Source organism: Sphingomonas sp. 3-13AW (genome assembly GCF_049311085.1).
In the GTDB taxonomy this organism is placed as follows: domain Bacteria; phylum Pseudomonadota; class Alphaproteobacteria; order Sphingomonadales; family Sphingomonadaceae; genus Sphingomonas.
The window spans coordinates 247,323-270,185 of the sequence record NZ_JASNVZ010000001.1 but is presented as its reverse complement, the minus strand read 5'-3'; the positions used below and the strand labels follow the sequence as shown (position 1 = coordinate 270,185).

At 61.0% G+C, this 22,863-nt stretch carries 23 protein-coding genes; 22 read left to right on the top strand and 1 reads right to left on the bottom strand.

All coding sequences use genetic code 11. The annotated features are described in order from the left end of the window. The first annotated feature begins 80 nt into the window (after positions 1-80). Positions 81-1,622, top strand: coding sequence for a TerC family protein (locus tag QP045_RS01425; RefSeq protein WP_422513167.1), 1,542 nt, complete (start codon positions 81-83; stop codon positions 1,620-1,622). A gap of 221 nt (positions 1,623-1,843) precedes the next feature. Beyond that, positions 1,844-3,166: a cation:proton antiporter gene (locus tag QP045_RS01420; protein ID WP_422513166.1), complete on the top strand. Its 1,323-nt coding sequence runs from the start codon at positions 1,844-1,846 to the stop codon at positions 3,164-3,166. A gap of 18 nt (positions 3,167-3,184) precedes the next feature. On the opposite strand, the gene QP045_RS01415 is transcribed toward QP045_RS01420, so the two are convergent. Next, the gene (locus QP045_RS01415) at positions 3,185-3,844 is read right to left on the bottom strand and encodes a MucR family transcriptional regulator (RefSeq protein ID WP_422513165.1); all 660 of its coding nucleotides are present in this window, start codon (positions 3,842-3,844) and stop codon (positions 3,185-3,187) included. A gap of 411 nt (positions 3,845-4,255) precedes the next feature. Here QP045_RS01415 and QP045_RS01410 point away from each other — a divergent pair, with 411 nt between their 5' ends. The 20 genes from QP045_RS01410 to ligA all read left to right on the top strand — a co-directional run bounded on the left by QP045_RS01410 (position 4,256) and on the right by ligA (position 22,827). Continuing rightward, positions 4,256-4,462, top strand: coding sequence for a hypothetical protein (locus QP045_RS01410; RefSeq protein WP_422513164.1), 207 nt, complete (start codon positions 4,256-4,258; stop codon positions 4,460-4,462). A gap of 132 nt (positions 4,463-4,594) precedes the next feature. Beyond that, a complete protein-coding gene (dksA, locus tag QP045_RS01405) occupies positions 4,595-5,026 on the top strand; it encodes an RNA polymerase-binding protein DksA (protein WP_422513163.1) in 432 nt (143 codons plus the stop codon). A 226-nt stretch (positions 5,027-5,252) separates the two neighbouring features. Further along, on the top strand, positions 5,253-6,104 hold the full coding sequence (locus QP045_RS01400) for a methyltransferase domain-containing protein (RefSeq protein WP_422513162.1): 852 nt from the start codon (positions 5,253-5,255) through the stop codon (positions 6,102-6,104). A 4-nt stretch (positions 6,105-6,108) separates the two neighbouring features. Continuing rightward, the gene (locus QP045_RS01395; protein ID WP_422513161.1) at positions 6,109-7,041 is read left to right on the top strand and encodes an RNA polymerase factor sigma-32; all 933 of its coding nucleotides are present in this window, start codon (positions 6,109-6,111) and stop codon (positions 7,039-7,041) included. Between the two features lie 325 nt (positions 7,042-7,366). Then, complete coding sequence (locus QP045_RS01390) at positions 7,367-7,903, top strand: hypothetical protein (RefSeq protein ID WP_422513160.1); 537 nt, start codon at positions 7,367-7,369, stop codon at positions 7,901-7,903. 606 nt (positions 7,904-8,509) lie between these two features. Beyond that, positions 8,510-9,520, top strand: a complete 1,011-nt coding sequence (locus tag QP045_RS01385) for a DUF7221 family queuine tRNA-ribosyltransferase-like protein (protein ID WP_422513159.1) — start codon at positions 8,510-8,512, stop codon at positions 9,518-9,520. Continuing rightward, on the top strand, positions 9,520-10,692 hold the full coding sequence (locus QP045_RS01380) for a DNA methyltransferase (RefSeq protein ID WP_422513158.1): 1,173 nt from the start codon (positions 9,520-9,522) through the stop codon (positions 10,690-10,692). The genes QP045_RS01385 and QP045_RS01380 overlap by 1 nt, the downstream gene beginning before the upstream one ends. 70 nt (positions 10,693-10,762) lie before the next feature. Then, complete coding sequence (locus QP045_RS01375; RefSeq protein ID WP_422513157.1) at positions 10,763-11,011, top strand: hypothetical protein; 249 nt, start codon at positions 10,763-10,765, stop codon at positions 11,009-11,011. A 44-nt stretch (positions 11,012-11,055) separates the two neighbouring features. Beyond that, on the top strand, positions 11,056-12,138 hold the full coding sequence (gene recA, locus QP045_RS01370; protein WP_422513156.1) for a recombinase RecA: 1,083 nt from the start codon (positions 11,056-11,058) through the stop codon (positions 12,136-12,138). A gap of 179 nt (positions 12,139-12,317) precedes the next feature. Further along, complete coding sequence (locus QP045_RS01365) at positions 12,318-12,704, top strand: hypothetical protein (RefSeq protein ID WP_422513155.1); 387 nt, start codon at positions 12,318-12,320, stop codon at positions 12,702-12,704. 460 nt (positions 12,705-13,164) lie between these two features. Further along, entirely contained in the window at positions 13,165-13,491 is a 327-nt protein-coding gene (locus QP045_RS01360) for a hypothetical protein (protein ID WP_422513154.1), read from the top strand. A gap of 2 nt (positions 13,492-13,493) precedes the next feature. Then, positions 13,494-13,898, top strand: a complete 405-nt coding sequence (locus tag QP045_RS01355) for a hypothetical protein (protein ID WP_422513153.1) — start codon at positions 13,494-13,496, stop codon at positions 13,896-13,898. Between the two features lie 42 nt (positions 13,899-13,940). Continuing rightward, complete coding sequence (locus QP045_RS01350; RefSeq protein ID WP_422513152.1) at positions 13,941-14,393, top strand: tellurite resistance TerB family protein; 453 nt, start codon at positions 13,941-13,943, stop codon at positions 14,391-14,393. A gap of 627 nt (positions 14,394-15,020) precedes the next feature. Continuing rightward, positions 15,021-15,638, top strand: a complete 618-nt coding sequence (locus QP045_RS01345) for a hypothetical protein (protein ID WP_422513151.1) — start codon at positions 15,021-15,023, stop codon at positions 15,636-15,638. Between the two features lie 286 nt (positions 15,639-15,924). Further along, complete coding sequence (locus QP045_RS01340) at positions 15,925-17,298, top strand: Eco57I restriction-modification methylase domain-containing protein (RefSeq protein WP_422513150.1); 1,374 nt, start codon at positions 15,925-15,927, stop codon at positions 17,296-17,298. Next, complete coding sequence (locus QP045_RS01335) at positions 17,295-17,618, top strand: hypothetical protein (protein ID WP_422513149.1); 324 nt, start codon at positions 17,295-17,297, stop codon at positions 17,616-17,618. The genes QP045_RS01340 and QP045_RS01335 overlap by 4 nt, the downstream gene beginning before the upstream one ends. A gap of 5 nt (positions 17,619-17,623) precedes the next feature. Further along, complete coding sequence (locus QP045_RS01330) at positions 17,624-19,024, top strand: DNA cytosine methyltransferase (protein ID WP_422513517.1); 1,401 nt, start codon at positions 17,624-17,626, stop codon at positions 19,022-19,024. An 89-nt stretch (positions 19,025-19,113) separates the two neighbouring features. Further along, a complete protein-coding gene (locus QP045_RS01325; RefSeq protein WP_422513148.1) occupies positions 19,114-19,812 on the top strand; it encodes a thioredoxin domain-containing protein in 699 nt (232 codons plus the stop codon). Between the two features lie 33 nt (positions 19,813-19,845). Further along, a complete protein-coding gene (locus tag QP045_RS01320) occupies positions 19,846-20,643 on the top strand; it encodes a hypothetical protein (RefSeq protein ID WP_422513147.1) in 798 nt (265 codons plus the stop codon). Between the two features lie 15 nt (positions 20,644-20,658). Beyond that, a complete protein-coding gene (gene ligA / locus QP045_RS01315) occupies positions 20,659-22,827 on the top strand; it encodes an NAD-dependent DNA ligase LigA (protein ID WP_422513146.1) in 2,169 nt (722 codons plus the stop codon). Positions 22,828-22,863: the final 36 nt, after the last annotated feature.

Here is a 22,863-nt window from a genome sequence, read left to right as displayed (position 1 = left end):
GAGAAGCTTGACGGAAAATAAGAGCGAAGCCGACCGCAGCAGTAAGCTGAAGGGTCGCTGCCGCCCCTAGGAATGACATTATGATAGACCCACAGATAGTTGCCGGTTTGGCGACGCTCGTCGTGCTCGAGCTCATCCTTGGCATCGATAACCTCGTGTTTATCGCTATCCTCGCCAGGAAGCTCCCACCCCATCAACGTGACCGCGCCCGACTTATCGGTCTCGGTATGGCCATGGCCATGCGGCTGGGTCTGCTCGCCGTCATGTCGAAGCTGGTTGGGCTCACCGAGACGGTCTTCGGTTTTGCAGGGCGAGACTTCTCCTGGAGAGACCTCGTTCTCATCGTCGGCGGCGTCTTCCTCCTCTACAAGGCGACTGCCGAAATCCATGAGCGCCTGGAAGGGCATACCGAGAGCGCGGAGGATGACCGACGTACGCCGTCCTTCGGCGTAACCATCGCGCAGATCGTCATTCTAGACGCCATCTTCAGCCTGGACTCGATCATCACGGCGGTCGGGATGGTTGAGCATCTATGGGTGATGATGACCGCTGTCATCCTCTCGATGGGCATCATGATCGCAGCCTCACGGCCTCTCACGGACTTCGTCTCGCGACATCCGACGGTGATCATCCTGTGTCTCAGCTTCCTCCTTCTGATCGGTTGCAGCCTTTTGGCGGAAGGGCTCGGTTTCCATTTTCCCAAGCAATATCTGTATGCTGCCATCGGATTTTCACTCCTGATCGAAGCTCTTAATCAGCTTGGTGGACATCGACGCCGCAAGGCAGCGATGAGCCTGCCCAGTCGCCAGCGAGCAGCTGCGGCGATCCAGAGGCTCCTCTCGCCGGCGCCTGGTGGTTCCACGGAGCCCGATAGCGGTCCGATGCCACACGGTCAGGAGCCGCTGGGGGAGCTGGCGCCCGAAGAGAGCAGCATGATCCGTGGCGTGATATCTCTGCCGTCCTTACCGGTTCGATCGATCATGACACTTAGACCGGAGATCGTCTGGATCCGGGCCGATGCCGACATGGAGACCATCCGGGGCACTCTCCTTGAGAACGGCCGTACCCGGGTTCTACTCTGCGCCGACGACATTGATCACGTCCTGGGTGTGATCGATGTCCGCGCCGCTCTGAAGGCGCTCATCATCGCACCAGATCTCGATGTGCGTACCTTGGCTTCTCGCCCGATGTACGTGCTCCGTACTATGCCGACTTCCAAGCTCATGGAGGAAATGCGTCGACGAGACGAGCGGTTCGCCGTCGTCACCGATGCGGATGGAAACGTCGAAGGCGTAGTCACCACCACGGACATCTTCGCGGTCATCGCCGGCGATCTTGCCGATGACGAAGACGACGATCTGATCGTCGCTGCATCGGCCGACGGGATGCGAGTACGTGGTCTTGCGCGCGTGGTCGATATCGAGACGCACTTCACCTTGCCCCTGGGCGAGAGCAACCGGAACTACGAAACGATCTCCGGTCACCTTCTCGCGATCGCAGGCCGCATCCCGGAAGAGGGGGATAGCTTCGAGCATGAAGGCCTGCGGTTCACTGTGGTTTCAGTGGACGGGCGCAAGATCGAGTTGATCGATATCGCGCGCATCAAAGGGGACGGAGAATGAAAGAGGAAGAAACGTCCGCCGAGCGCCTCGCCCACATCAAGAGGATGAGGGCGGCCCTGCTATGCTGCGTTACTTCCCGGCAGCGCCGTTGGCTGAGGGAGGCAATCAAACTTGCTTCCAATGGGCCACGACCGCCTCAGTCTTGATCCCTCCTGTCCCAGCTCGGCGATGACGAGGCCGAGGCGCGCCGACGCTGATGAGATAGAAGGACGGAGAAGCTCTTGCTCGAGATTGCCTTGTTCACGGTCGCCATCGCGGCCACCTCGCTGCTTCTGCAGCACCGGTGGGGCGTCCCCACGCCAATCACGATTATCCTATCGGTGATCGGTCTTTCGACGCTGGGCCACCAACGGCTCTCGATGACAGATCAGGATTTCGACAGTCTGACCTACCTCATGTTGCCGATCCTTATCTGTTCAGACGCGCTGGCCCTCCGGTGGGACGAGATCCGACGCAACGCACTCAGCTTGGGGTATGTCGCCGGCATCATGATCCTGCTCTCGGTCGGGACCGCCATTCTGTTGAACCGGGTGATGCTTCCGGACTACCATCTCGAGCCGGCTGCGGTTTCGGCGCTCTTCTGCATGGTGCTTGCGACCGATCCGGTGACCGTTAGCTCGGTCTTTGGCCGCTTTCGCCTGCCGCACAACCTCAAGGTGCTCGCTGAAGGTGAAAGCCTTTTCAACGACGCCACCGCACTTATCGCCTTTTCGGTGTCGTTGACCCTGATGGGCTACGGCGGCGCGCGCGCAGCAGGTGATCCCGTGACCTACTCGCTGCAGATGGTTGCAGGCGCGCTTGTCGTCGGCCTCGTTATTGGCTGGGTTGGACTTCAGGCCTTGCGCTGGGTTCACGATGCCATGACAGAGACGATGCTGGTTCTGGCCATGGCACTTGGCTCCTTCGCAGCAGCCGAGCATCTGCACTCGTCGGGCATCCTCGCCGTCATCGTATCTATCATGTTCGCCAACTCCGTGATCACCCGGCGGCTGCGTGACACGGAAAAAGAGATGAACGAGCCCGGCAACCGAGGGGCGGCAAGCGCAATCAGGAACTTCATTGCCGGTTTCGATAGTCTGGTGAAGGACGCAGCGGCTTACCGGGTCGTTCGTGGGAACATCCAGTTTGCAGCGATCCTTGCGGCAACTGTCCTCTTCATCTCCATGGCTAACATGGTCCGCCTTGAGATTTTATATCGCTACTGGCGAGAGATCGCCGCAGTCTTCATCGGCGCGACATACATTCGTATGGCCATGCTAGGTATTTTTGCGCGGCTCAGCAGGTGGACTGATAAGGTCGTCACTATTCCGTTGCATTGGTGGAAAGTTCTTGCCGCGGCTGGAGTCAAAGGAGCTTTCTCAATTTTGATGCTCCATATGATTTCTAAGCAATTCCCATATCACGAAATGTTTGAAGCAGTAGTAATCGGGAATATTCTACTGTCAACGTTTTTGTATCCTTTGGCGCTTGTCACGATCATTCGAGTGCACAAGCGCCGCTTCGACGCAGAGTACGCGGCTGATCACCTTCGCTTCGAGGAGTAAACCTTCAGGGGCGGGAGATTACGCGCCATACTTCGGGGTCAGAATCCCAGATCGACGCCGGCGAGCCGCAGGCTGGGGCGGTTCCGGCTCGGCCGGAGGCGTTTTGGTATCAGGACGCGGCCTGATACCTCCTGATTTTCCAAGCCCTGAGGCGAGCGCCTGATCTCGCTTCTTAGCCGAATAAGCTGGGGCGACCATGGGGTAGGAAGCCGGCAAGGACCACTTCGCCCGGTATTGGTCGGGCGAGATCCCCAGGCGACGAAGATGCCGGGTGAGGAAAACCACGTCGCGGTTGTCTTCAAGGCATACGAGGTGGTTGTCATAGATGGTCCTGATGCCATTCCGGATCGTCCCATCTGCGGTATCCTCCAGGACGTTCGGACTGACCGCTTTCGGGCGCGAGGCTTCCGCGAGCTGCGCCTCCGGGGTTGTCTCCGCCGCTTTGGGCGGCGCTTGCTCGGGAACTGCCGAAGTGGCCTCGGGGACCTCCTCGCGGATCTTCGTTGAGTCTTCCTCGGAGATGCTGGCCCTGGACGCATCGCGCCTAGAGCGGAGATCCTCCAGCGTTTCGTGTACGCTGCGGATCACGACCGGCAGGTCTCGCATGCCGATCTGGTTCTTCGATACGAACGCCGTCACGATGCTCGACGTCATGTCGAGAGTGTCACCAAATTGCATTGCGACCCCTCCTTATTGAGAGAGGGCGACGTCACGCGCAGATCGCGTAACGCCACCACCCACCGGAGATGGGCTCAACAGTCCGTATCGCGAGTTTTCGTCGAGGCAATACCCCTTGCGGAGTAGTCGAGCCGCTCCACTAAGCTTTTGGGAACACAGCGCCTTTGCGGACGCGTGCCGGTATCACGCCGCTGCGGTGCGCCCACCACCCATCCGTCGTCCGATGGACCACGGCGAACTCTCACCATAGAACCCGGATCGAGGACCCCGATGATGCTTTACGAAGAGAGGCCCTTTCCCCCTGACGCTCCTCCGTGGCGCATCAGAGAGGCCACGCGCCTGCGGGACTGGCTCCAGAACTCCACGTTGGAAGACGCAGGCATCCTCCGGTGGAGATCCAACTGCAGGGTGGTGCCTGCTTCGACCTATCGAGATGCGTACTGCGATCCGCCCCCGGGGAGCGAGAAGGTCGAACGTGCGGAGGCCGAAGCATTCCTCGACGCATACCGTCGAACGCCACGCCACTATGACCAGGAAGCGCTGGCCGAGATGCGCAGCGTGTTTGGAGAAGGCGCCACGGTGGTCGACGTCTTCTCCGGGCAGCGGACCAGGCTGTAACGGTCTTTCAGACCAGCAGCGCTTGTGCCATCCTGAAATTCATTGCGCGGCTACTTGACCGACTGCTATAAGTTGATCCGCGCGAAAACGAAAATTGTGCGGCTGTAGCGCGCACCAGCGTAGGATACTGAAATGGCAACCGCTCCCCTCCCGCACGGTTACGCAGAAGATTATCGTCCGCACAACGACGAACCCTTTATGAACGGGCGGCAACTCGCCTACTTCCGCGCAAAGCTGATCGCGTGGAAGGAAGAATTGCTGCAAGGAGCGGAAGAGGCTCTGGGCAACCTTCGCGAAGATAGTTTTCGGGACCCCGACGTGATCGATCGAGCGACGTCAGTAGCGGATTGGTCGCTCGAACTCCGAGCGCGCGATCGCCAGCGCAAACTCATCGGCAAGATCGAAGCCGCCCTCCGCAGGATCGAGGAAGGTGAGTACGGGTACTGCGAGGTGACCGGAGAACCAATCTCTCTCGCACGTCTCGAGGCCAGGCTGGTCGCGACGATGACTGTCGACGCGCAAGAGCGACACGAACGACGTGAGCGCTCGTTCCGCGAGAAATGATCTGGCTTTCAGGGCGGCGGCCCGACGCTGGCGGGCTCTCCTAGCGTCCGACGTTTGCCTGCTGCCTGCGTGCCTCCCTTCCTCTGGAAAATCGTCGCCTCGCATCCTGAGGTGAATGGCCGTCGCGCCTGCGGGACCATCGAATGTCGTCGTACGACAGCGCGGGGAAGCAGGCTGAGTGTTGGACCATTCAACTGGCCGATATCACTACAGAATGGAGTTGAAGATGCACCAGAAGGACCTGTTCCTTCAGGACCGCAGGGCCGTGTCCTTGGGCGTAGAAACCCGCCCCGAGCTCGACCAGTGGCTCACGCCATACTGGGCAGCCGAAGAGCTGGCGCATGACGTCTTGCACGCGCTTGGCGCAGTTCCGGTTCTTGAACCATCCTGCGGGGCTGGATCATTTCTTTCAGCGATACCTGATGCGAACGAGGCGTACGGGGTCGAGATCGATCCCGTGATGGCGGAACGTGCCCGCCGGGCTACGGGCCGCCATGTCATCGAAGGTGACTTCCGCAGCGTCGATCTTCCTCCGATCGAGTTTGGCGCGATTATCGGGAACCCACCCTTTGGCGCGGACACCGTTGATCTGTTCATTCGGCGATGCCACCGCCTGCTCCCTGATGGCGGGGTCGCAGCGTTCATCCTACCAGCTCACCTCTTCTCAACGACCAATCGGGTGAGGCCGTGGGCGACCATGTTCAACCTGGACGTGCAGATGATACCAAGGTCGCTGTTCCCGCGGATCTCGACGTCGTTGGTCTGGGCCAAGTTCATCAAGGCGCGAGCGCGGAAAATGATAGGCCTTATGCTCTTCGACCGTCAGGGCGACGTCGAGAGTATGCCCAAGGAAATCCGCAGGCGGCTCACCGCTGCCGGGACCTGGCGCGAAGCGGTGCATCATGCCCTCGAAAGCCTCAACGGGGAGGCAACGCTACGGGAGATCTATGCAGCGCTTGAGCCCCGCCGCCCAAGCGAAAACCAATGGTGGCGAGACAAATGCCGTCAGACGCTGCGCCTCCACTTCGAGCGGGTTGATGATCGACGGTGGCGCCTCCCCTCTACCTTGGTCGCCTAGCCGTTTGGCAGCCTCGCTTAATGAAGCCGTCCACAGAACGGCGCTTGAAGGACAAGATGTGATGAGGGCAAAACTTCCCGCCGCTCACCTGCCCCCGGAGACCAGTCGCTATATCGCCCGCATTATGCGGATTCCCCTCCTGACCCTGGATGAGGAAAAGCGCCTGACTAGGCTCTGGAGGGACGAACGTGACGCGGCCGCACGCGAAAGGGTTATGGCTGCGCACCTCAGGGTGGCGGTAAAGATCGCCCAGCAATTCTCGCGCTACGGCATCCCGGTTGAGGACCTGATGGACGAAGGGGCTGCCGGCCTAAGCCGAGCGATAGACAAGTTCGATCCCGACCAGGGCTTCCGGTTCGTCACATACGCCAGCTGGTGGATCAGGGCAGCTGTCTTGGATCTCGTAATGCGGACCACCTACCAAACTCCTATGGGCACCACAGTGGCGTCGAAGAAGCTCTTCTTCACGCTGCGGAAAGCCAAGGCACGGCTGGGTATCCTGGACGATGAAGTGCTCAGCGCGGAACACGCCGCAACAATCGCCCAAGCCACCGGTACGACGGGCGTCGAGGTCCAGGAAATGGATCGGCGGATGCGCTCGGACGTCAGCCTCGACGCTCGCAATCCGGAGACAGGTTTGACCGTTCTGGAGCGGATGGTCGACCAGGCGCCCCTCGCCGACGAGATCTACTCGGATCGAGAGGAGAGCGAGGTGAGAGAAAGTTTCCTCCGGGAAGCTCTCTCAACGCTAGATGCTCGCGAGCGACACATCGTGGAGACCCGCCAGCTCCAGAGCGAACCGCTGACCTTGGATGCCCTAAGCAAGGTGTATGGTGTGACAGGCGAACGTATTCGTCAGATCGAGGCAAGGGCGCTCCGGCGCCTCCAGAAACGCGTGGTGGAACTTGCTCAGGAATGCAACTATTTCTCCGCGTAGTAGAACGCTGGAACGCCTGAGCTTAGAGATCCGGAGCTAGTGTCCTATCGGGCTTCGGGACGGATGATGTGGCCGAAGAAGGCGGCTTCGCAGGGGCATCCTATCCCCTGCACTCGACCACCTTTTCGGGGCATGGCTCTTCAAGGGTCCGCAACTTAGGTCCTTACTCACCAAGGTCGTTCCGCTTCACAGCCGCCAGGCCCGACGAGGCAAAAATTCCTCGAACAAGTTGCGCGAAAAGCCAGTTCGACAGGATATTGCAGGATGATGGCAAATAGCGCATCTAGGAGCAAGCGCGACATGGCGCGCTGGTGGAGTGCGAACGGTGGAACAGGCCCAGATCAAGATCATGAAGAGGGACCGCAAGGTCATGCTCCGTCTGGCAGGCCTCCCCGGCGGTACGAGCGAAAGCCTCTGCATGACCAGCGAGGAGGCGCAGTGCGCAGCCAATGCGATCACACGTCTGCCCAAGGAAAACAGGGAGGGGCGTGTCCGTTATGGCGCGCTCGAGATCGTTCACTTTCCTCACCACCACCAGCCGGTTGAACTGCGGTTCTCGGGCCAGGACTTGAGCGTGATTGTCGATCTGAGCCGGATTGAGTCCTATACCATCGGGGACATGCTTCGCGGCGCCGGTGTCAGCGACCGGCCCTTCGACGCGGAGGCCGATTTGCAGTATGTTCCCCGGGTGCAGAACATCCACAAGGACCCGCTGCCCGATAGCCTCACATCGCTGCTCAACCTGGGTTCTGCCCGGCTGTCCGATTTTGTCGACGATGAAGCAGAAGAGCCTGCGGCCTCAAGTCGTCGCCTGCCGTCTCCCAAGGACGCATCCGAACGACACAATCGACCGAGCGCCTGACAGTTCTCCGCTCAAGCACTGGTACGATCCAGTAGCGGGGCTCGGTTGCTTGCAACGCTGACCGTCTAAGCCCGCGGTCATAATCACACCAGCGCCGCCCGCGGCCCACCCGGAAACGGTGAAAGGCGGGGGCCCAATCGCCAGCCCGTGGATTGCTGCGGCTCCAGCAAGCGCTTCCGGCAACCTCTCACCGCCCCTGCCTCCGAGAGTGCGGCAGCACGCCGATCCTCCGAGCGCCGACCCTAGGGCCGGCGCCTCATGTCCGGCGAAGGCACATGAAGGCGGCAGGCCGGGTGCGTCACGCATCCGCTAAAAAATTCACGAACAATTCATCAAAGGGAGGCGTCTATGGCCATAGAGGTCCTACTCGGACTGCCATATCTCTCGAGCGGCCCCCTCACCGCAACCGCCCGTGAGCTCAAGGCTCCCGTGCTTCTCAGTGCGAATTCGTTTTCGAAGTGGCGAGATGACGGACAGGTTCCACCTGGCTGGGAGTTTAATGCTCTCGAGCGTCGCGTCCGTGCACTCCGCTCCGATACCCGACCTCCGACGCCGGCGCAGCAACGACGTCGCGTCAAGGAATGGTCTGGCTGGAACCTCACCCAGATGAAGCACGCTCATGGCCTTCATGAGGTCCACCTCGACAGCGCAGGCTTTTACGCTCAAGCCGCATGGGGAGGATATCCGTGGTCGGCTGAAGCCTATATCTTCGGATTATGTGCCGCCTACCCGTGGAAACGTTTTTCTTCGCTCGATCTGTGTGTCGAGGAGGAGGTCGCAAGAGACAGAATCGAAGTCCGTGAACGGGTCTGCAAAACAGTAGCGCTTAACTTGCTCTGTGCGAAACTTTCTGAAGACGCAGGCATCGGCGATCGTCTCATGCCAGTCATTCAGGGTTCGCTGCCCGAGGACTATATACGCTGTTACGATTCCTTGTCGGGCATGATCGGTGAAAAGCGCATCATTGGCGTAGGTTCAATGTGCCGCCGGAAAACCTCGGGGGACGACGGTATCATTGCTGTGGTTGAAGCATTGCACCGCGAGTTGCCGCCAGGCGTGAGGATTCACCTATTTGGTTTGAAAAGTGACGGCGCTGAGGCGGTGGCTGATCTGGACGATCGAGTGGCGTCGATTGATAGCCAGGCATACGGCGTGACCGCCCGGAAGGAGGCGAACGAGCGCAGGAAGCTCGATCCGGCCTTTTCGAAGAGTAACAGCTATGTCGCTGGAATCATGGCAAACTGGTATCGCGGGCAAATGTGCCGGATGGGGGCTCCACGGTCGAGAACGAGTCAGCCGGGGTTCGTCTTTCCGGCTTCAGAGGCTGCCCCTCGGACGGTTCTCGAGGCACTGGAGCTCCATGCTCGCAGGCAGATCAACGACCTGATCGAACAAGGTGAGCTGGACCACGATCAGATCGTCTCTCACCACACCTTGCAGGGTTGGATGGCCGATTGGTCCCTCCCGCACGGGGTCCATTCCGCGGACCCATACATCTCACAGGATCAGCTACCCCCGGAGCTCCGGGAGGCACACGCGGGGTGGGAACACGAAGAAAGTGCCACGTGGCTCGTTGAAGACGACCTTCATTCTCACGTGACCATGGGAGTAGCTTGATGAGCGACGAATTGCCGACGCAACGACAGCTCGTCCTGCCGCTCCTCGACGCGCTCGAAGAGACACCGAAGGGCATGACCACCCGTGATCTCGCCGGCGCTGTCGCGGAACGGCTTGGGTTGTCAGACGCGGTCCGCGAGGCACGAATTGAGATTTCTGGGCAATCGCGATCGCATTTTCGCCATCGCCTCCGCTGGGCTCAACAGATCGCCAAGTTCGAAGGTCTCGCCGAGCGTTCCGGCGGCGCGTGGCGACTTACGAGGAAGGGGCGAGATTCCCTCACAAAGGCAGTACCGGGCCAAGTGGTCACGATCTTCACGACTGAGAACGGCGCCTTCCTGTGGGGGCTGGCAGAGGATGCCATTGGCCATGTTGATGATGGCTCGATTGCGGCGATCTGGACTTCCCCGCCCTATCCGCTCCTGACTCAGAAGCGCTACGGTAATCCCATGGAGGCGGGCGTCAGCTACGTCGACTGGCTCACGCGAATGGTCGAGAGCTGGTTACCGAAGCTCGACGGAGATGACGCTTCGGTCCTGTTGAATCTCGGCGACGCCTGGATGCCTGGAATGCCGTCGATCTCGACCTACCAAGAGCGTCTCATTGTCCGCCTGGAGGACCGTCTCGGCCTTAAGCTCGCCCAGCGGTTCACCTGGTGGAATACTTCAGCACCGCCCGGCCCGACGCTGTGGACGTGCATCCGTAAGGTGCGTGTCAAACAGGCTGCGGAGACGATTTGGTGGCTGTCCCGCTCAGGCCACGCCCGGGGTGACAATCAGCGGGTCCTCGTCCCTTACGCTGACGACCGCCCGGTACAAGTTGGTCCCCGTGTGAAGCGGCCAAACGGACACTGGATGCGCGGTCACGGCTTTGAGAGGGAGAACGGAGGTGCCATCCCCCCGAATGTGCTCCCGATCGCCAATGGCAGCCAGGACCGAGCCTATTTTGCCGCTTGCCGCGCTGCAGGGTTGCCCGTGCACCCAGCACGCTTCCCAGCCGATCTTGCGAAGTTCTTCATCGGGCTCACGACCGAGCAGGGCGAGACAGTCCTGGACCCATTCGGTGGATCCGGCACGACGGCGCGGGTTGCCGAGGATATGGGACGCCGTTGGGTGTCCATTGAAGCCATGCGTGAGTACGCAGAAGGCGCCCGGCTCCGCTTCGCGGCATAATCGCTCTACCGCCTGAGCATATTCCATCCTAAAATGGTCATGGGCAAGGTGGAACAAACGAGGAAAACTCATGATCTTCGCACGCCACAGAGACGTTCGCGAAAAGCTTGTGTTTGATGCTCTTTCTGCGCGGGCAGATATGACCGGCGGAGAACTCTCGCGCGTCACGGGAGTGCGCGTCGGGAACCTCTATCCCGTATTGATGCGGCTTGAGTACAGTGGACGCATCACCTCGCGCTGGGAAACCAAGACCCCGCGCGCCGAGGGGCCATTGCGCCGTCGTTTCTATGCACTTCCGGCAGAAGTCGGTCGCGGCTGATACCCCGGGGATCCCGGGTACAAGTTCAACACAGAGGAGTAAGCATGGCTGCAACGAATAAGGTCGCTCCGATTCAGGGCGACCGACAGAAGGCGCTTGAAGCGGCGTTGGCACAGATCGATCGCGCTTTCGGGAAGGGTGCAGCGATGAAGCTGGGCCAGAAGGAGGCAATGCAGGTCGAGGTCATTCCCACGGGCTCGACCGGCCTCGATATGGCCTTGGGTGTCGGCGGTCTGCCCAAGGGGCGCGTCATCGAGATCTACGGGCCGGAGAGCTCGGGCAAGACCACTCTATGCCTGCACGTCATCGCCGAGTGCCAGAAGATGGGGGGTACCGCGGCATTTGTCGACGCCGAGCACGCGCTCGATCCAGTTTATGCGAAGAGGCTCGGTGTGGACATCGACAACCTCGTCGTGTCGCAGCCTGACACGGGCGAACAGGCACTTGAGATCGTCGACACCCTCGTCCGCTCGAACGCAGTCGACGTCCTGGTGGTCGACTCTGTCGCCGCTCTGGTCCCGCGGGCTGAAATCGAGGGGGAAATGGGCGACAGCCACGTCGGCCTTCAGGCTCGCCTGATGTCCCAGTCGCTTCGTAAGCTGACTGGTTCAATCAGCCGCTCGAAATGCATGGTGATCTTCATCAACCAGCTGCGCATGAAGATTGGCGTCATGTACGGCAATCCCGAGACTACGACTGGCGGCAACGCACTCAAGTTCTACGCCTCAGTGCGTCTCGACATCCGCAAGACCGGCGTCATCAAGGCCACCGGTGCCGCGGCCAAGGATGGCGATATCGTCGGTAACACGACCCGAGTGAAGGTCGTGAAGAACAAGGTTGCCCCGCCGTTCAAGCAGGTCGAGTTCGAGATCATGTACGGCAAGGGCATCTCCAAGGTCGGAGAGCTCATCGATCTGGGCGTGGCCGCCGGCATCGTCGAGAAAGCCGGCGCTTGGTACTCGTGCGATTCCGTGCGGATCGGACAGGGGAAGGAGAATGCCAAGCAGTACCTCCTCGACAATCCCGAGATGGCCGAGATGATCGAGCGTCACATCAAGGGCAAGGCTGAAGCGATCGGCGAGGGAATGCTGGTCGGCCCGACTCCTGAAGACGACGTCGAAGACTGAGGCTCAGCACGGGAAATATAGGAAGGGAGGGCTTCGGCTCCCCCTTCTCTTTTGGCGCCGATTTTGTATCCCAGGATTGAGCCGGTTTCCCCACTTCGCTCATCGACCGCGTACTCAGAAGTCCCTCTCCAAGCTATCCCTCCACTCCGGCGCGTTCCGGATCAACACGAAGGCCGATTATGCTTCTAACTTCCAGTCTGCTGCTTCTTCTCGCCGCCGCCCCAGCAGTCCAGTCCTCGCCGTTGATCACCCAGGCAAAGAAGGCGGTCACGGCCGAGCTGGTCGATCCGGGCAGTGCTCAGTTCCGGAAACTCCGGACGGCTAAGGTCACCATCGACGAAAGCCAGATCACGGTGGTCTGCGGCGAATACAATTCGAAGAACAAGTTCGGAGGCTACGTCGGGTTCGCCACCTTCGCATATGAGCCGACGGTCCTGGGAGGGGCTGTAAGCTATAGCGCTGAACGCAAGGTCGAGTTCTTCGGCGACACCTACAAAAAGGCCGAAGGGGGTGATTACCGGGTTAGCGCCCGGATCCTGGGAGTTTGTCTCGGGATCGAACAATAGGCATGGTCATTTCCCGGCGCTCGGTCCTGACGGCCTCGGATGGCCGAGATGGTCGGGCGCCACATCAAGGCCTAGCCTGAAGCGATCGGCGCGAGCCTGCTGCTTGGCTAGGCCTGGGAGCCGAAGCCAAGGATTGAGCCTCAAGCTCGGCACGCCTTCCGGCGTTATGGCTTCGGCCCGCTCTTCTGTTTCGCGCTATCGACGTTGGCGGTCATCCCCAGCAGCCGGGTAAGAGAGCGCAGATAACCAGCCCGACGCCAGGGAAACACCCGGAGCGTCAGAATACCCGGCCCGGCGAAATTCGCCACCAGAACCGCTTTGCCCGCCAGACAGGAGGGCGGGCCAGCACCGGACCGAGAGCATTGGCATAGCCCGGGGATGGGCGCGGGACAGTAGCAACCGCTGCCCCGGAAGAAACCAGAAGACCGATGCTCGATCGAAATTCTGTCAGGAGATACAGATGAAGAGTAACCGGAACCTCAGCGCCGCCATTTTCGTCATCATCCTGGCACTCGCCATATGCATGGGGGCCGGACTCGCGTTCATGCGGGGCGGCACGCTACAGCCTATGACTCCGGAGCAGATCCAGGCCCTCGTCCGAGCGCAAGCAGATGATTGTCGGCCGATGGTGCGCGAGAGTTTCAAGAACAAGATCGTGCAGCATCAGCGGGCGTTGCAAACTCAGGAAGCCGAAGCGATCGTGAACCGGATCAAGGATTACGAATGCCGGGCGGCCACCGAGCAGCTCGACGCTTTGCGAACCGACGCCGTGCTGGGGATGTTCTGACGATGCGGGCCTTAGAAAGTTGTAGCCCTTCCTCAGAGGCGGGCGACCGTCCCGTGTACTCTGAGGCGGGGAAGTCGGCGGCTACTCCAGCTCTTGGCCTTCGCGCCGGCTGGATCTACCCTCTCAAAGATCCCGATGAATACTGGGATGAAGACGACGCCGACAAGTACGACATCGAACCGGACAAGCGCTTCGCGTACGCACGAGTGCCAAGCGAGGCGGATCCTGGAGATTGCTACATCCATGACGTCTGGATCGTTGACGACGAAGGGTGTCCGCATCCGGGGTACGAGGCAACTCCAACCCCCATACGGACGGAAGACCTCGATCTCGAAAGAGGACGGCTTCTGCCGGGTGCTACCCCGAAACCCATGTCCATTTTCGATGCCGGCTGGTTCACCCGGTGACCTCGGTCGACACCTCAACCGTTTACCACCAAGGAGAATAACATGGGCTTTCTCGACAATCTAAAAAAGGGCTTCACCGACGCTCGCGCGCGAGCAAGCGAAGAGATCTCGCGCTATAAGAACAAGGACGTTCTGCAGGCGATCGTTGCCGGCTGCACCTATATCGCGGCCGCCGACGGTGAGATTTCCTCCGCGGAGAAGTCGAAGATGCTCGGCTTCCTTCGCAGCAGCCCGCTGACCGCGATCTACGGAATGGACGAGGTCGTGAAAATCTTTGAGGAGAACTCGAAGCGTTTCGAGTTCGATCACGATTCCGGTCGCATCGAGGCACTGCGCATCATCGCCAAGCTCAAGGGGAAGCCTGAGGCTGGCATGCTCGTTCGCACGTGCATCGTCATCGGCAAGGCGGACGGCGACTTCGATCAGAACGAGCGTCGCGCCGTGGGCGAGATCGCCCGCGAGCTCGACCTAAATCCGGCTGATTTTGATCTTTGATCATCTGAAGTCTGCCCCCCGCAGGAAGGGCGCGTGCTATGGCATGCGCCCTTTCGGGCGAGATCAGCCGGAAGAACGAGGGGGTCGAAGTGATCACAGGAAGGCGACCGGCGATACGTGGCGACGCGACCAGTTCGCGTTTGTAGGTCGCACCCCTAGAGCGCCCGCCCCCAGTCCGCGGCCGATGGCAGAGCGGAAACGCGGCACGAGTTCACCATGGGGTTTGGCTCGCTTGCGACGCAGACTCTTGATGGATACACTCGAAAGAAGAACCATTCGTTCACTTCTGCTGTGCGCTTTAGATGTGCGCGACCGGATGAATGATCCTATTCCAATCCACACGAACTCCCTGAAGTCATATCAGAACGGTTCTGGCTCCAGGAAAACGGAAAAAAGATGACGAACATACCACCAGGTCTAAACCACGAGATTGCGCAACTTTTCGGATCTCGAAACAAGAAAATGCGTGCTGCAGACTCTCAGCCGAAGGCAGAGGGACGCGGGTCTGAGGTTGAAACTGCAGAGCGCAGAGCCGGCGCCAAGGGTCGCCCTATTCTCACCCTAAAGCGCTAAGCGCGATGTAGGTAGATTGGAGGACAGATGGAACACTCCAGGCGCGTAACCGCCGTGGACGGCGACCTGGCCAAGCTCGCGCTGGCAATGCCCGATATGCGCATCGTCGCCATGGATCTGGAGTACGGTGATGATACCGAACCCTTCGTAGAGCTTGGAATCGCCAGGTGGGACTGCGGGGTACGGAGCGGTCGGCACATCATCGTTGGCGAACACCCCGGGCCGATCATCTACCGACACGGCATGACCGAACGCTTGCCGCTGGGTGCGGCGTGCCGTGTCCTGACAGACGAACTCTGGGATGCTGACGCGATTGCAGGCCACGACTTGTCGGGGGATCGGCTTCGCCTCAACAAGGTCGGCTTGAGCCTTCGCCATCTCCCGACATACGATACCGCCAAGATTTCGAAGCGGATTTTCACTCCCGGACTTCAGGCTCAGTTGCGGGCCATGCTGCAGATCTATGGGATCAGCACCGAAGGCATCCACAACGCCGGGAACGACGCGTGGGCAGTCATTGACCTTCTGGTAGAGATGACAAGGCAGGGAACCGCTCCATGCGCGGGGCCCGATGGCACTTATCGACACCCCCGCGAGCGTTCCGATATCCTCAGGGATCGCCGGACCCGCAACGGTTATGTTGTCGAGCCAGGCGGCCGGGAAACGCCGTAACGTCGCTGCGTACCTTTGCCGGGATATCGGCTGAACGAGCACCCACTCGCCTTTAGGCGGGGGCGCAGCCGCGCGCCCAAGTCCGTCACCGGCCGCTCCTAGGGGTTTCATGCCCCGCCCACGCGCGGGCGAAGACACCAGCAGCTAAACCGAACACCCGGCGACGAAACGCGCGTGGGAGCGCGAGCGCACACCTGCGCACCAGCCGCGGAGCCTTCAGGCGGTCAGCCTCCGCCCGGGGTGCCGGGCATGGCGTCTTATCCAAAAAGTCGAAAGAGGGTGACAAATGACCGATATGGAAGGTGCGATCGACCGCATCCATTCCCACACTGCCGTCTTCACCTGCGACGATGTTATTGATCGCCTCCTCGACCAAGTGGAATGGCCGTCACGGAAGGGGCGGCTGCTTGATCCCGGCGCTGGTCACGGCGACGTTCTCCTGCGTGCGATCGCGCGCTTGGATCTCGCCAAGGATGACGTAGACCTATTGGCTGCTCGCGTCGAAGGCTGGGAATTCCATCCGCAAGCGGCTGCGATCACGCGGACTCGAATTGCCGACGCTCTGCAGCAGCGGGGCTGGACGACTGTAGCGGCGTCAGCAGCCGGCAAGGCGGTCGTCTTTGAACGCGACTTCCTGCTCGACGGGCCCGCGATGAGGACCTTCGATGTCATAGTTGGCAATCCGCCCTACATCCACCGCTCACGCATCCCGGGCGATTACAGGGTCAAGATGGACCGGGTCGTTCCCCGGTACGCACGTCACGACATGATGCATCCGTATCTGGAAGCCTGTTCACGTCACCTTGCCCCGGGTGGGTGCATGGCGATGGTGACCTCTGATCGTTGGCTGATCAACGAGAACACTGCAGCTCTTCGAGAGGTGCTAGGAAGCCGTCTCACGTTCGACGTCGTCGAACGGCTCGGCGTCGACAATCCCTTCTACGTTCCGAAGACACGGCGTCGAAATTCGCCCCCTCGCGTTCACCCGGTCATAGTCGTTGCCCGCAATGCGGCAGGCCGAGGCATACGCGTGGACGCCGCTCCCGTGCCACTCGATGATGCACGGGCTTCCGCCCAAGGACCGGTCCTCGCCGACCACGTGAAGGTCATGGTCGCTCCCTGGATGGGCGCCGACGGCATCTTCGTCGTTCGACGAGATCGAACAGATTTGCCGGATGAGGTGCTCATCCCCTGCGTGGTGACGGGTGACATCCATCCAACTGAGGATCGCCTACTCCCCCTAAGCTGTGCGGTAATCCGAACGGGGTTTGAAACGCCGCACCCGCTGGTCATGGAACACCTCCGCCAGGAGCTTCCCCGGATGGCACCCCGGGGGCGCCGAACGCCCGCATGGCTTCCGCCCACGAGCTTCGCGCATAAACTGCCGCTGAAACGTCCCGGGCTCCTTATCCCCCGCATCGCCAGGCGGTTGAGGCCCATCCATCTCCCCGTCGGAGTCATGCCGGTCAACAGCAACCTCGTGATTACGGACTGCGATGATCCCGCAGCTCTCGCTGCCTGGTTGAACGATCCTGCCCAGCAGGAGTGGATCGCACGCAACGCGCCACCTTTGGAGGGGGGTTACCTCTCCATCACCACAACCCTGCTGCGCCGGATGCCGGCTCACGATCTGCCTAGTAAATGGAAGGAGGCGGCATGAACCTTCAGGCCAAACTGCCCACTCGGGCGATTACCGCAATGGAAATGCCCCGAGTGCTTGCCGAGGCGATGGGGCGACCAGTCGTAATTCTTAGAGCTCGCCGCGGCGGCCGGCGTCAGTTTGAAAAGCTGGTCAGCCCCTTCGGAGAGCGTGCCGTCCAGATACTCGACACCGACGGTTACCTCCTGCTCGTGGTTAAGGACGCCCGGGAACAGCATCACATCATCACTTCTGCACTCGGCACGGCTGAGCAGGTCGACATCACCGCATGGGACGACCGCGGTGAGGCAGTAGCGATCGAGAAAGGAACGTACCAGTGACGCATATGCAGACTTATTCGATCCAGAAGTTGGGGCAGCAGCGGTACTCCCGTCGTCTTTGGCTGGAAGGACGTCGCCTTGAAAAGGCCGGTTTTTCGCCGAACGGCCGCTATGACATCCAGATTGATCGGGAGGCCCGATCCCTCACTCTGCGAGCGACCCGCACGGGTGGACGCATTGTTACTCGCAAAGAGCGAGATGGCCGCGTCTTCCCGATCATTGACATCTCGAGCGGAGCGGCGCTTTCCCCCTTCGAGGGGCTGGATCGCGTGCTCGTCGTTTACGAGAACGGCGCTCTGGTCATTACTCCTCTCGCCACGGACGAACGTGTGCAGGAGCGGCTGGACCGCCTCGCCGGACGTCTTGATCGCGGCGAACCTTTACGGGTTGGCTCCCTCTCCACCGGAGTGGGGGTGCTGTCTCTCGCTGTTCACGAAGGGCTCGAAGAGGCCGGCCTTGACGCCGAGGCGGCCTTTGTGTGCGATCTCGACGGCGGTTATCTTGCTCAATGTGAGGCAAGTAACCCGATGTTCGGCGAGAAAACCGTCGTCGTGTCGGCACCGCTCCAGGAAATCGCGTTCGACCATCGTCGGGTAGAACGCCTTCCGGAGATCGAAATCCTGGAAGCTGGCATCCCCTGCACGGCACATAGCAACGCAGGTCGCGCGAAGAAGGGCAATCCTATCCCTGAGGATGACCCGATGGTGGGCCACTTGGCGGTGGGCTTTCTGGCGATCGTGGCCACATTGAATCCCGCAGTCGTCCTCGTCGAGAACGTCCCCGGCTACATGACGTCCGCCAGCTTCTCGATCATCCGCAACCAGCTCACTGAATGGGGCTATGAAGTCCGAGCGGACGTCTTGAAAGGGAGCGAGTTCAACACTCTCGAACACCGCGACCGTATGGCGCTTGTCGCCGTTACGCGTGGCATGGACTACGACGTCTCAGACGTGACGCGTCCCGAACCGAAGACGCTCCGCCTCGGCGACGTCCTGGACGACGTGGCCAACGACGACCCAACCTGGTCGGACATGCGCTACCTCAAGGAAAAGGAGGAGCGGGACATGGCTGAGGGCAAGGGCTTCCAGATGCAGGTGTTCGGCCCGGACTCGACGCGCGTTTCAACGATCGGCCGAGGTTACGCCAAAGTCCGTAGCACCGAGCCGAAGCTGCGGCACCCGACGGATCCCACACTGTTGCGTCAGCTTACCCCCGCAGAACACGCTCGCTGTAAGGCAATCCCTGAGGATCTCGTCCACGGCATGCCGATGACCAGGGCGCACGAGGTCCTCGGGCAATCCGTTCTCATGCCGCCCTTTCGGGCCGTCGGAGCGGCAGTCGGTCGATCCATCCTAAACTGGCATGAGGCGAGGCAGGAACCTGATGAGTTTCGCCTCGTAGCCTGAGGGCATCCAAGGGGTGAATGTGGCCCCGCGTAGCATTCCATCCTATAACGAGGTCTCCGACCGAAGAATTGAAGGCGTTGTACCAAAAAATGCGTATCACCACCCTGTTCGCTGCAGCATTGCTCGCGGCCGCTCCGGTCGCCGCCGCCGCGACCCCAGCCCCAGCCCCGGCCCCGGCCCCGCTCTCGTCCCAGGTCATCAGGACGGATGATGGCTACCTCATGGGGAATCCGAAAGCCCCGGTAAAGCTGGTGGTTCTATCGGCTTTTGGCTGTCCTCATTGTCGTATTATCGACGGCGCCATGATGCCTCCCCTTAAACGGGACTGGATCGACACGGGTAAGGTCTCGCTGCGCTACGTCCCGTACGGGATGTTCCCCACTGACGTGCCCTCCCTGTTTCTGTCCGAATGCGGCCGGGTGGATGGCTTCTTCAATCGGTCAGGACGCATCTTCAAGATCCAGCAGGTCGTGACCTCTGCCTTCGCCGGCGCACCGTCTGCGTCCCGCAGCAAGATCGCGGAGGGGCCAGCCGCTAATGTTCCGGGCGCACTTGCGAGCCTGTCGGGGCTGACAAACTACGCGCCTCGCGTCGGGGTGACCCAGGCCGCCTTTCGGCAGTGCCTATCGAACCCGGGTATCCGTCAAGCGATCTCCAAGCGGCAGAAGGTGATCGAGGCCCGTTACAAGTTCGTCGGGACGCCCGCCATCTGGATCAATGGCAAGCCTACCGGCACCGGCTCGTCTTGGCCGAAGCTGGAAGCGTTGCTCAAGGCCGCGTCCCGTTGATCAAAGCGCCAGCTAAGAACTGAAAGACACACCATGACCCAAAATGCATGGCGGCAGCGTAGTGCCGCCATCCGCCGCTCGGCTGCAGTCGAGGGGTTTGATGTTGCACGCCTGGTGCGCATCGCAACGGTGGGTGATCCGCACGGTCAGCACGTCGGCGCCGCCTTCAATGCGCTCGTCCCGATCCACAAGGTCGAAGGCCGCATCGAAGATGTGGCGCTGCCGATTTCTCGGGGGGCTTGGGCGCCGCCCACCGAGCTCTGTGATGCCCGGACGCTCGCACGCCGGCAGGTCCTGGCGGATCTCCTAACCCACTCTGGCGACGCGGACGCGCAGACTGCCGTGCTAACCGCCGCCTTCGTGCACAGCCATGTGACGATGAGCAACCGGCGGCGATACTCCTGGCCGATCGCGGCCTCAAACGAGCTGGTCAGTCACGCAGTCGCTCATCTCGCTTGCCTCGGGACGCGCATGGTGCTGCCAGTGGAAGGCACCTTCGCGCTCATGGGCACCTCAAACATGTGTCGAGCAGCGCCTGAACCGTACTGTACCGATACGGAGAGCCTGGACCGCGCCGTTGGCCGCCACCTGGCACGGTCTTTTCGTGGGACCGTGCTGCTTGCGTTACGAATTGAGGCCGGCGGCGTCGCTGCTGCCAAGGCGCGACCGGCAGATACGCGCGGCCTTTTGGCCCTCGAGCGCGAGGATCTTGCGCGCCTCGTCACCGAGCAGGGCCTCGAAGAGCTGTGCCGCACCTACGGAATGAAGATGCGGGACATTACAACTGCCTGCCGACGGCGCGGGATCGATGTCGCACGCTTGGCGGCCTAAGGGGAGACAGGGAAGATGAAGGAAGTAGAAGACCTGACGGACGTCGAGGCCGCCGCTGAGCTCGAACGGCTCGCGGGTGAGATTTCTCACCATTCGGAACTGTATCACACTCACGATCGACCGGTTCTCGAGGACGCTGCGTATGACGGTCTCTTCCGCCGCAACGAGGCCATCGAGAAGCGCTTCCCACATCTCGTGCGTAAAGACACGCCTTCCAAGAAGGTAGGCGGGCCGATCTCCGGCAAGTTCGCCAAAGTGACTCATGCCCGTCCTATGCTGAGCCTAGAGAACGCCTTTACGCGGGAAGACGTCGCGGAAAAGCTCAGTCAGATCCGTCGCTTCCTGGGCGTGGCGCTTAATGCGCCGCTCCCCATGGACAGCGAATACAAGATCGACGGCCTATCTGTTTCTCTCCGCTATGAGCATCGTCAGCTCACCTGCGCGGCTACGCGTGGAACTGGCGAGGTTGGCGAGAATGTCACGGCTAACGCGCGTTTCGTTGCCGGCATCCCCCAGAGCCTGCCGGAAGACGCTCCCGACCTGCTTGAGGTCCGGGGCGAGGTTTACATGAGCAAGCAGGCGTTCCTGGAAATCAACGAGCGTATCACTCGCGATGCGCAAGCGGCGGGCAAGGAGCCCAAGCTCTATTCAAATCCCCGCAACGCGGCTGCTGGCTCGCTACGACAGATCAGCGCAGCGAAGACCGCGGAACGTCGCCTCGGCTTCCTCATCCACGGGCTCGGTGAGACATCTGAGCCTCTCCATGCGAGCTGGAGCGAGGTCGTTACTCTCCTGCAAGGCTGGGGCTTCGGCGCTCCGCAACCGCAGGCGGGAGTGTGGCATCACGACGGAAGCGTTGACGCAATCATGGAGATATACGAGCGCATAGAGGAAGAGCGTGCGAGCCTGCCGTTCGACATCGACGGCGTCGTGCACAAGATCGACGATCTCTCCCTTCGGGACCGGCTCGGACAGGTCTCGCGTACACCTCGCTGGGCTTTCGCACACAAGTTCCCTGCAGAGCGCGTTCGCACTCCGCTGAATGACATCGAGATCCAGGTCGGCCGCACGGGGCGTATTACCCCGGTCGCGCGCGTAGAGCCGGTCAATGTTGGCGGCGTGATCGTGTCGAACACGACGCTCCATAACGAGGATCATGTCCGCGAACTCGACCTGCGCATCGGGGACACGGTTGTCCTTCAGCGCGCCGGGGACGTGATCCCCCAGATCGTCGCCTATTCGAGCACTCCGGATCGACATGCCGAACTCGAACCTTGGAGGTTCCCCACCAACTGCCCGACCTGCGGCTCCACACTTGAGCGCGCCGAAGGGGAAGCTGACACCTACTGCACCGGCGGTCTCCACTGTGAGGCGCAGATCGTCGAGCGCCTTAAGCACGTTGTTTCCAGGGATGCGCTCAACATCGACGATGTCGGCGAGAAGGCGATCCGCGAGTTTCACGAGATCGGAATTCTCGCTCAACCGGGAGACATCTTCCGGCTTCACGAACACCGCGCCGCCATCCTCACACGAAAAGGATGGGGCACCTCGTCAGTCGACAGGATGCTGGCTTCGATCGAGGCAGCTCGACGTCCGACCACTGACCGCGCTTTGTACGCACTGGGGATCCGACACATCGGCAGGACCGTAACCAAGGCACTGGCACGGGAAATTGGCGGGACGGAGGAAATCCTCGCTCGCTTCCGCGATCTCGAGGTCATTACGACGGAGGCGAAGGCCGACTACCTCGCGCGCGGGCTGGACGAGGCCAAAGCGCGAGACCGCGGGCTGAAGAAGGCAGCGGAGACGCTGGCGATCGCGGGAATCGGACCCGAGATCATCGGCAGCATGTTGAGCTTCCTCGCGAACGAGGAGAACCGGGCAATTGCGTTTGACCTCTGGAAGGAGCTTGAAATTCAAGATCTCGAGAAGGTCAAAACGCTCCAATCGGAGGTTTCGGGACTAACCGTCGTGTTCACCGGGACCCTCGTTGCCATGAGCCGTGATGAGGCCAAGGCTCAAGCTGAGAAGCTGGGCGCCAAGGTCTCTGGCTCCATTTCCGCCAAGACCGACATCCTCGTTGCAGGACCGGGCGCGGGATCGAAACTCGCGAAAGCTCAAAGCCTCGGTGTCCGCACGATGGACGAGGAAGCGTGGCTCTCGATTGTGCGCTCAGCTCAATAAACCAAGAGCGGCCGGCCTATGGCCGGCCGCCTGCAG

Bases quoted from the DNA above. Each gene is read 5' to 3' on its own strand.
- QP045_RS01425 (WP_422513167.1), top strand. From the start codon at position 81: ATGATAGACCCACAGATAGTTGCCGGTTTGGCGACGCTCGTCGTGCTC.
- QP045_RS01415 (WP_422513165.1), bottom strand. From the start codon at position 3,844: ATGCAATTTGGTGACACTCTCGACATGACGTCGAGCATCGTGACGGCG.
- dksA (WP_422513163.1), top strand. From the start codon at position 4,595: ATGGCAACCGCTCCCCTCCCGCACGGTTACGCAGAAGATTATCGTCCG.
- QP045_RS01400 (WP_422513162.1), top strand. From the start codon at position 5,253: ATGCACCAGAAGGACCTGTTCCTTCAGGACCGCAGGGCCGTGTCCTTG.
- QP045_RS01385 (WP_422513159.1), top strand. From the start codon at position 8,510: ATGAAGCACGCTCATGGCCTTCATGAGGTCCACCTCGACAGCGCAGGC.
- QP045_RS01380 (WP_422513158.1), top strand. From the start codon at position 9,520: ATGAGCGACGAATTGCCGACGCAACGACAGCTCGTCCTGCCGCTCCTC.
- QP045_RS01375 (WP_422513157.1), top strand. From the start codon at position 10,763: ATGATCTTCGCACGCCACAGAGACGTTCGCGAAAAGCTTGTGTTTGAT.
- recA (WP_422513156.1), top strand. From the start codon at position 11,056: ATGGCTGCAACGAATAAGGTCGCTCCGATTCAGGGCGACCGACAGAAG.
- QP045_RS01365 (WP_422513155.1), top strand. From the start codon at position 12,318: ATGCTTCTAACTTCCAGTCTGCTGCTTCTTCTCGCCGCCGCCCCAGCA.
- QP045_RS01360 (WP_422513154.1), top strand. From the start codon at position 13,165: ATGAAGAGTAACCGGAACCTCAGCGCCGCCATTTTCGTCATCATCCTG.
- QP045_RS01355 (WP_422513153.1), top strand. From the start codon at position 13,494: ATGCGGGCCTTAGAAAGTTGTAGCCCTTCCTCAGAGGCGGGCGACCGT.
- QP045_RS01350 (WP_422513152.1), top strand. From the start codon at position 13,941: ATGGGCTTTCTCGACAATCTAAAAAAGGGCTTCACCGACGCTCGCGCG.
- QP045_RS01340 (WP_422513150.1), top strand. From the start codon at position 15,925: ATGACCGATATGGAAGGTGCGATCGACCGCATCCATTCCCACACTGCC.
- QP045_RS01335 (WP_422513149.1), top strand. From the start codon at position 17,295: ATGAACCTTCAGGCCAAACTGCCCACTCGGGCGATTACCGCAATGGAA.
- QP045_RS01330 (WP_422513517.1), top strand. From the start codon at position 17,624: ATGCAGACTTATTCGATCCAGAAGTTGGGGCAGCAGCGGTACTCCCGT.
- QP045_RS01325 (WP_422513148.1), top strand. From the start codon at position 19,114: ATGCGTATCACCACCCTGTTCGCTGCAGCATTGCTCGCGGCCGCTCCG.
- QP045_RS01320 (WP_422513147.1), top strand. From the start codon at position 19,846: ATGACCCAAAATGCATGGCGGCAGCGTAGTGCCGCCATCCGCCGCTCG.
- ligA (WP_422513146.1), top strand. From the start codon at position 20,659: ATGAAGGAAGTAGAAGACCTGACGGACGTCGAGGCCGCCGCTGAGCTC.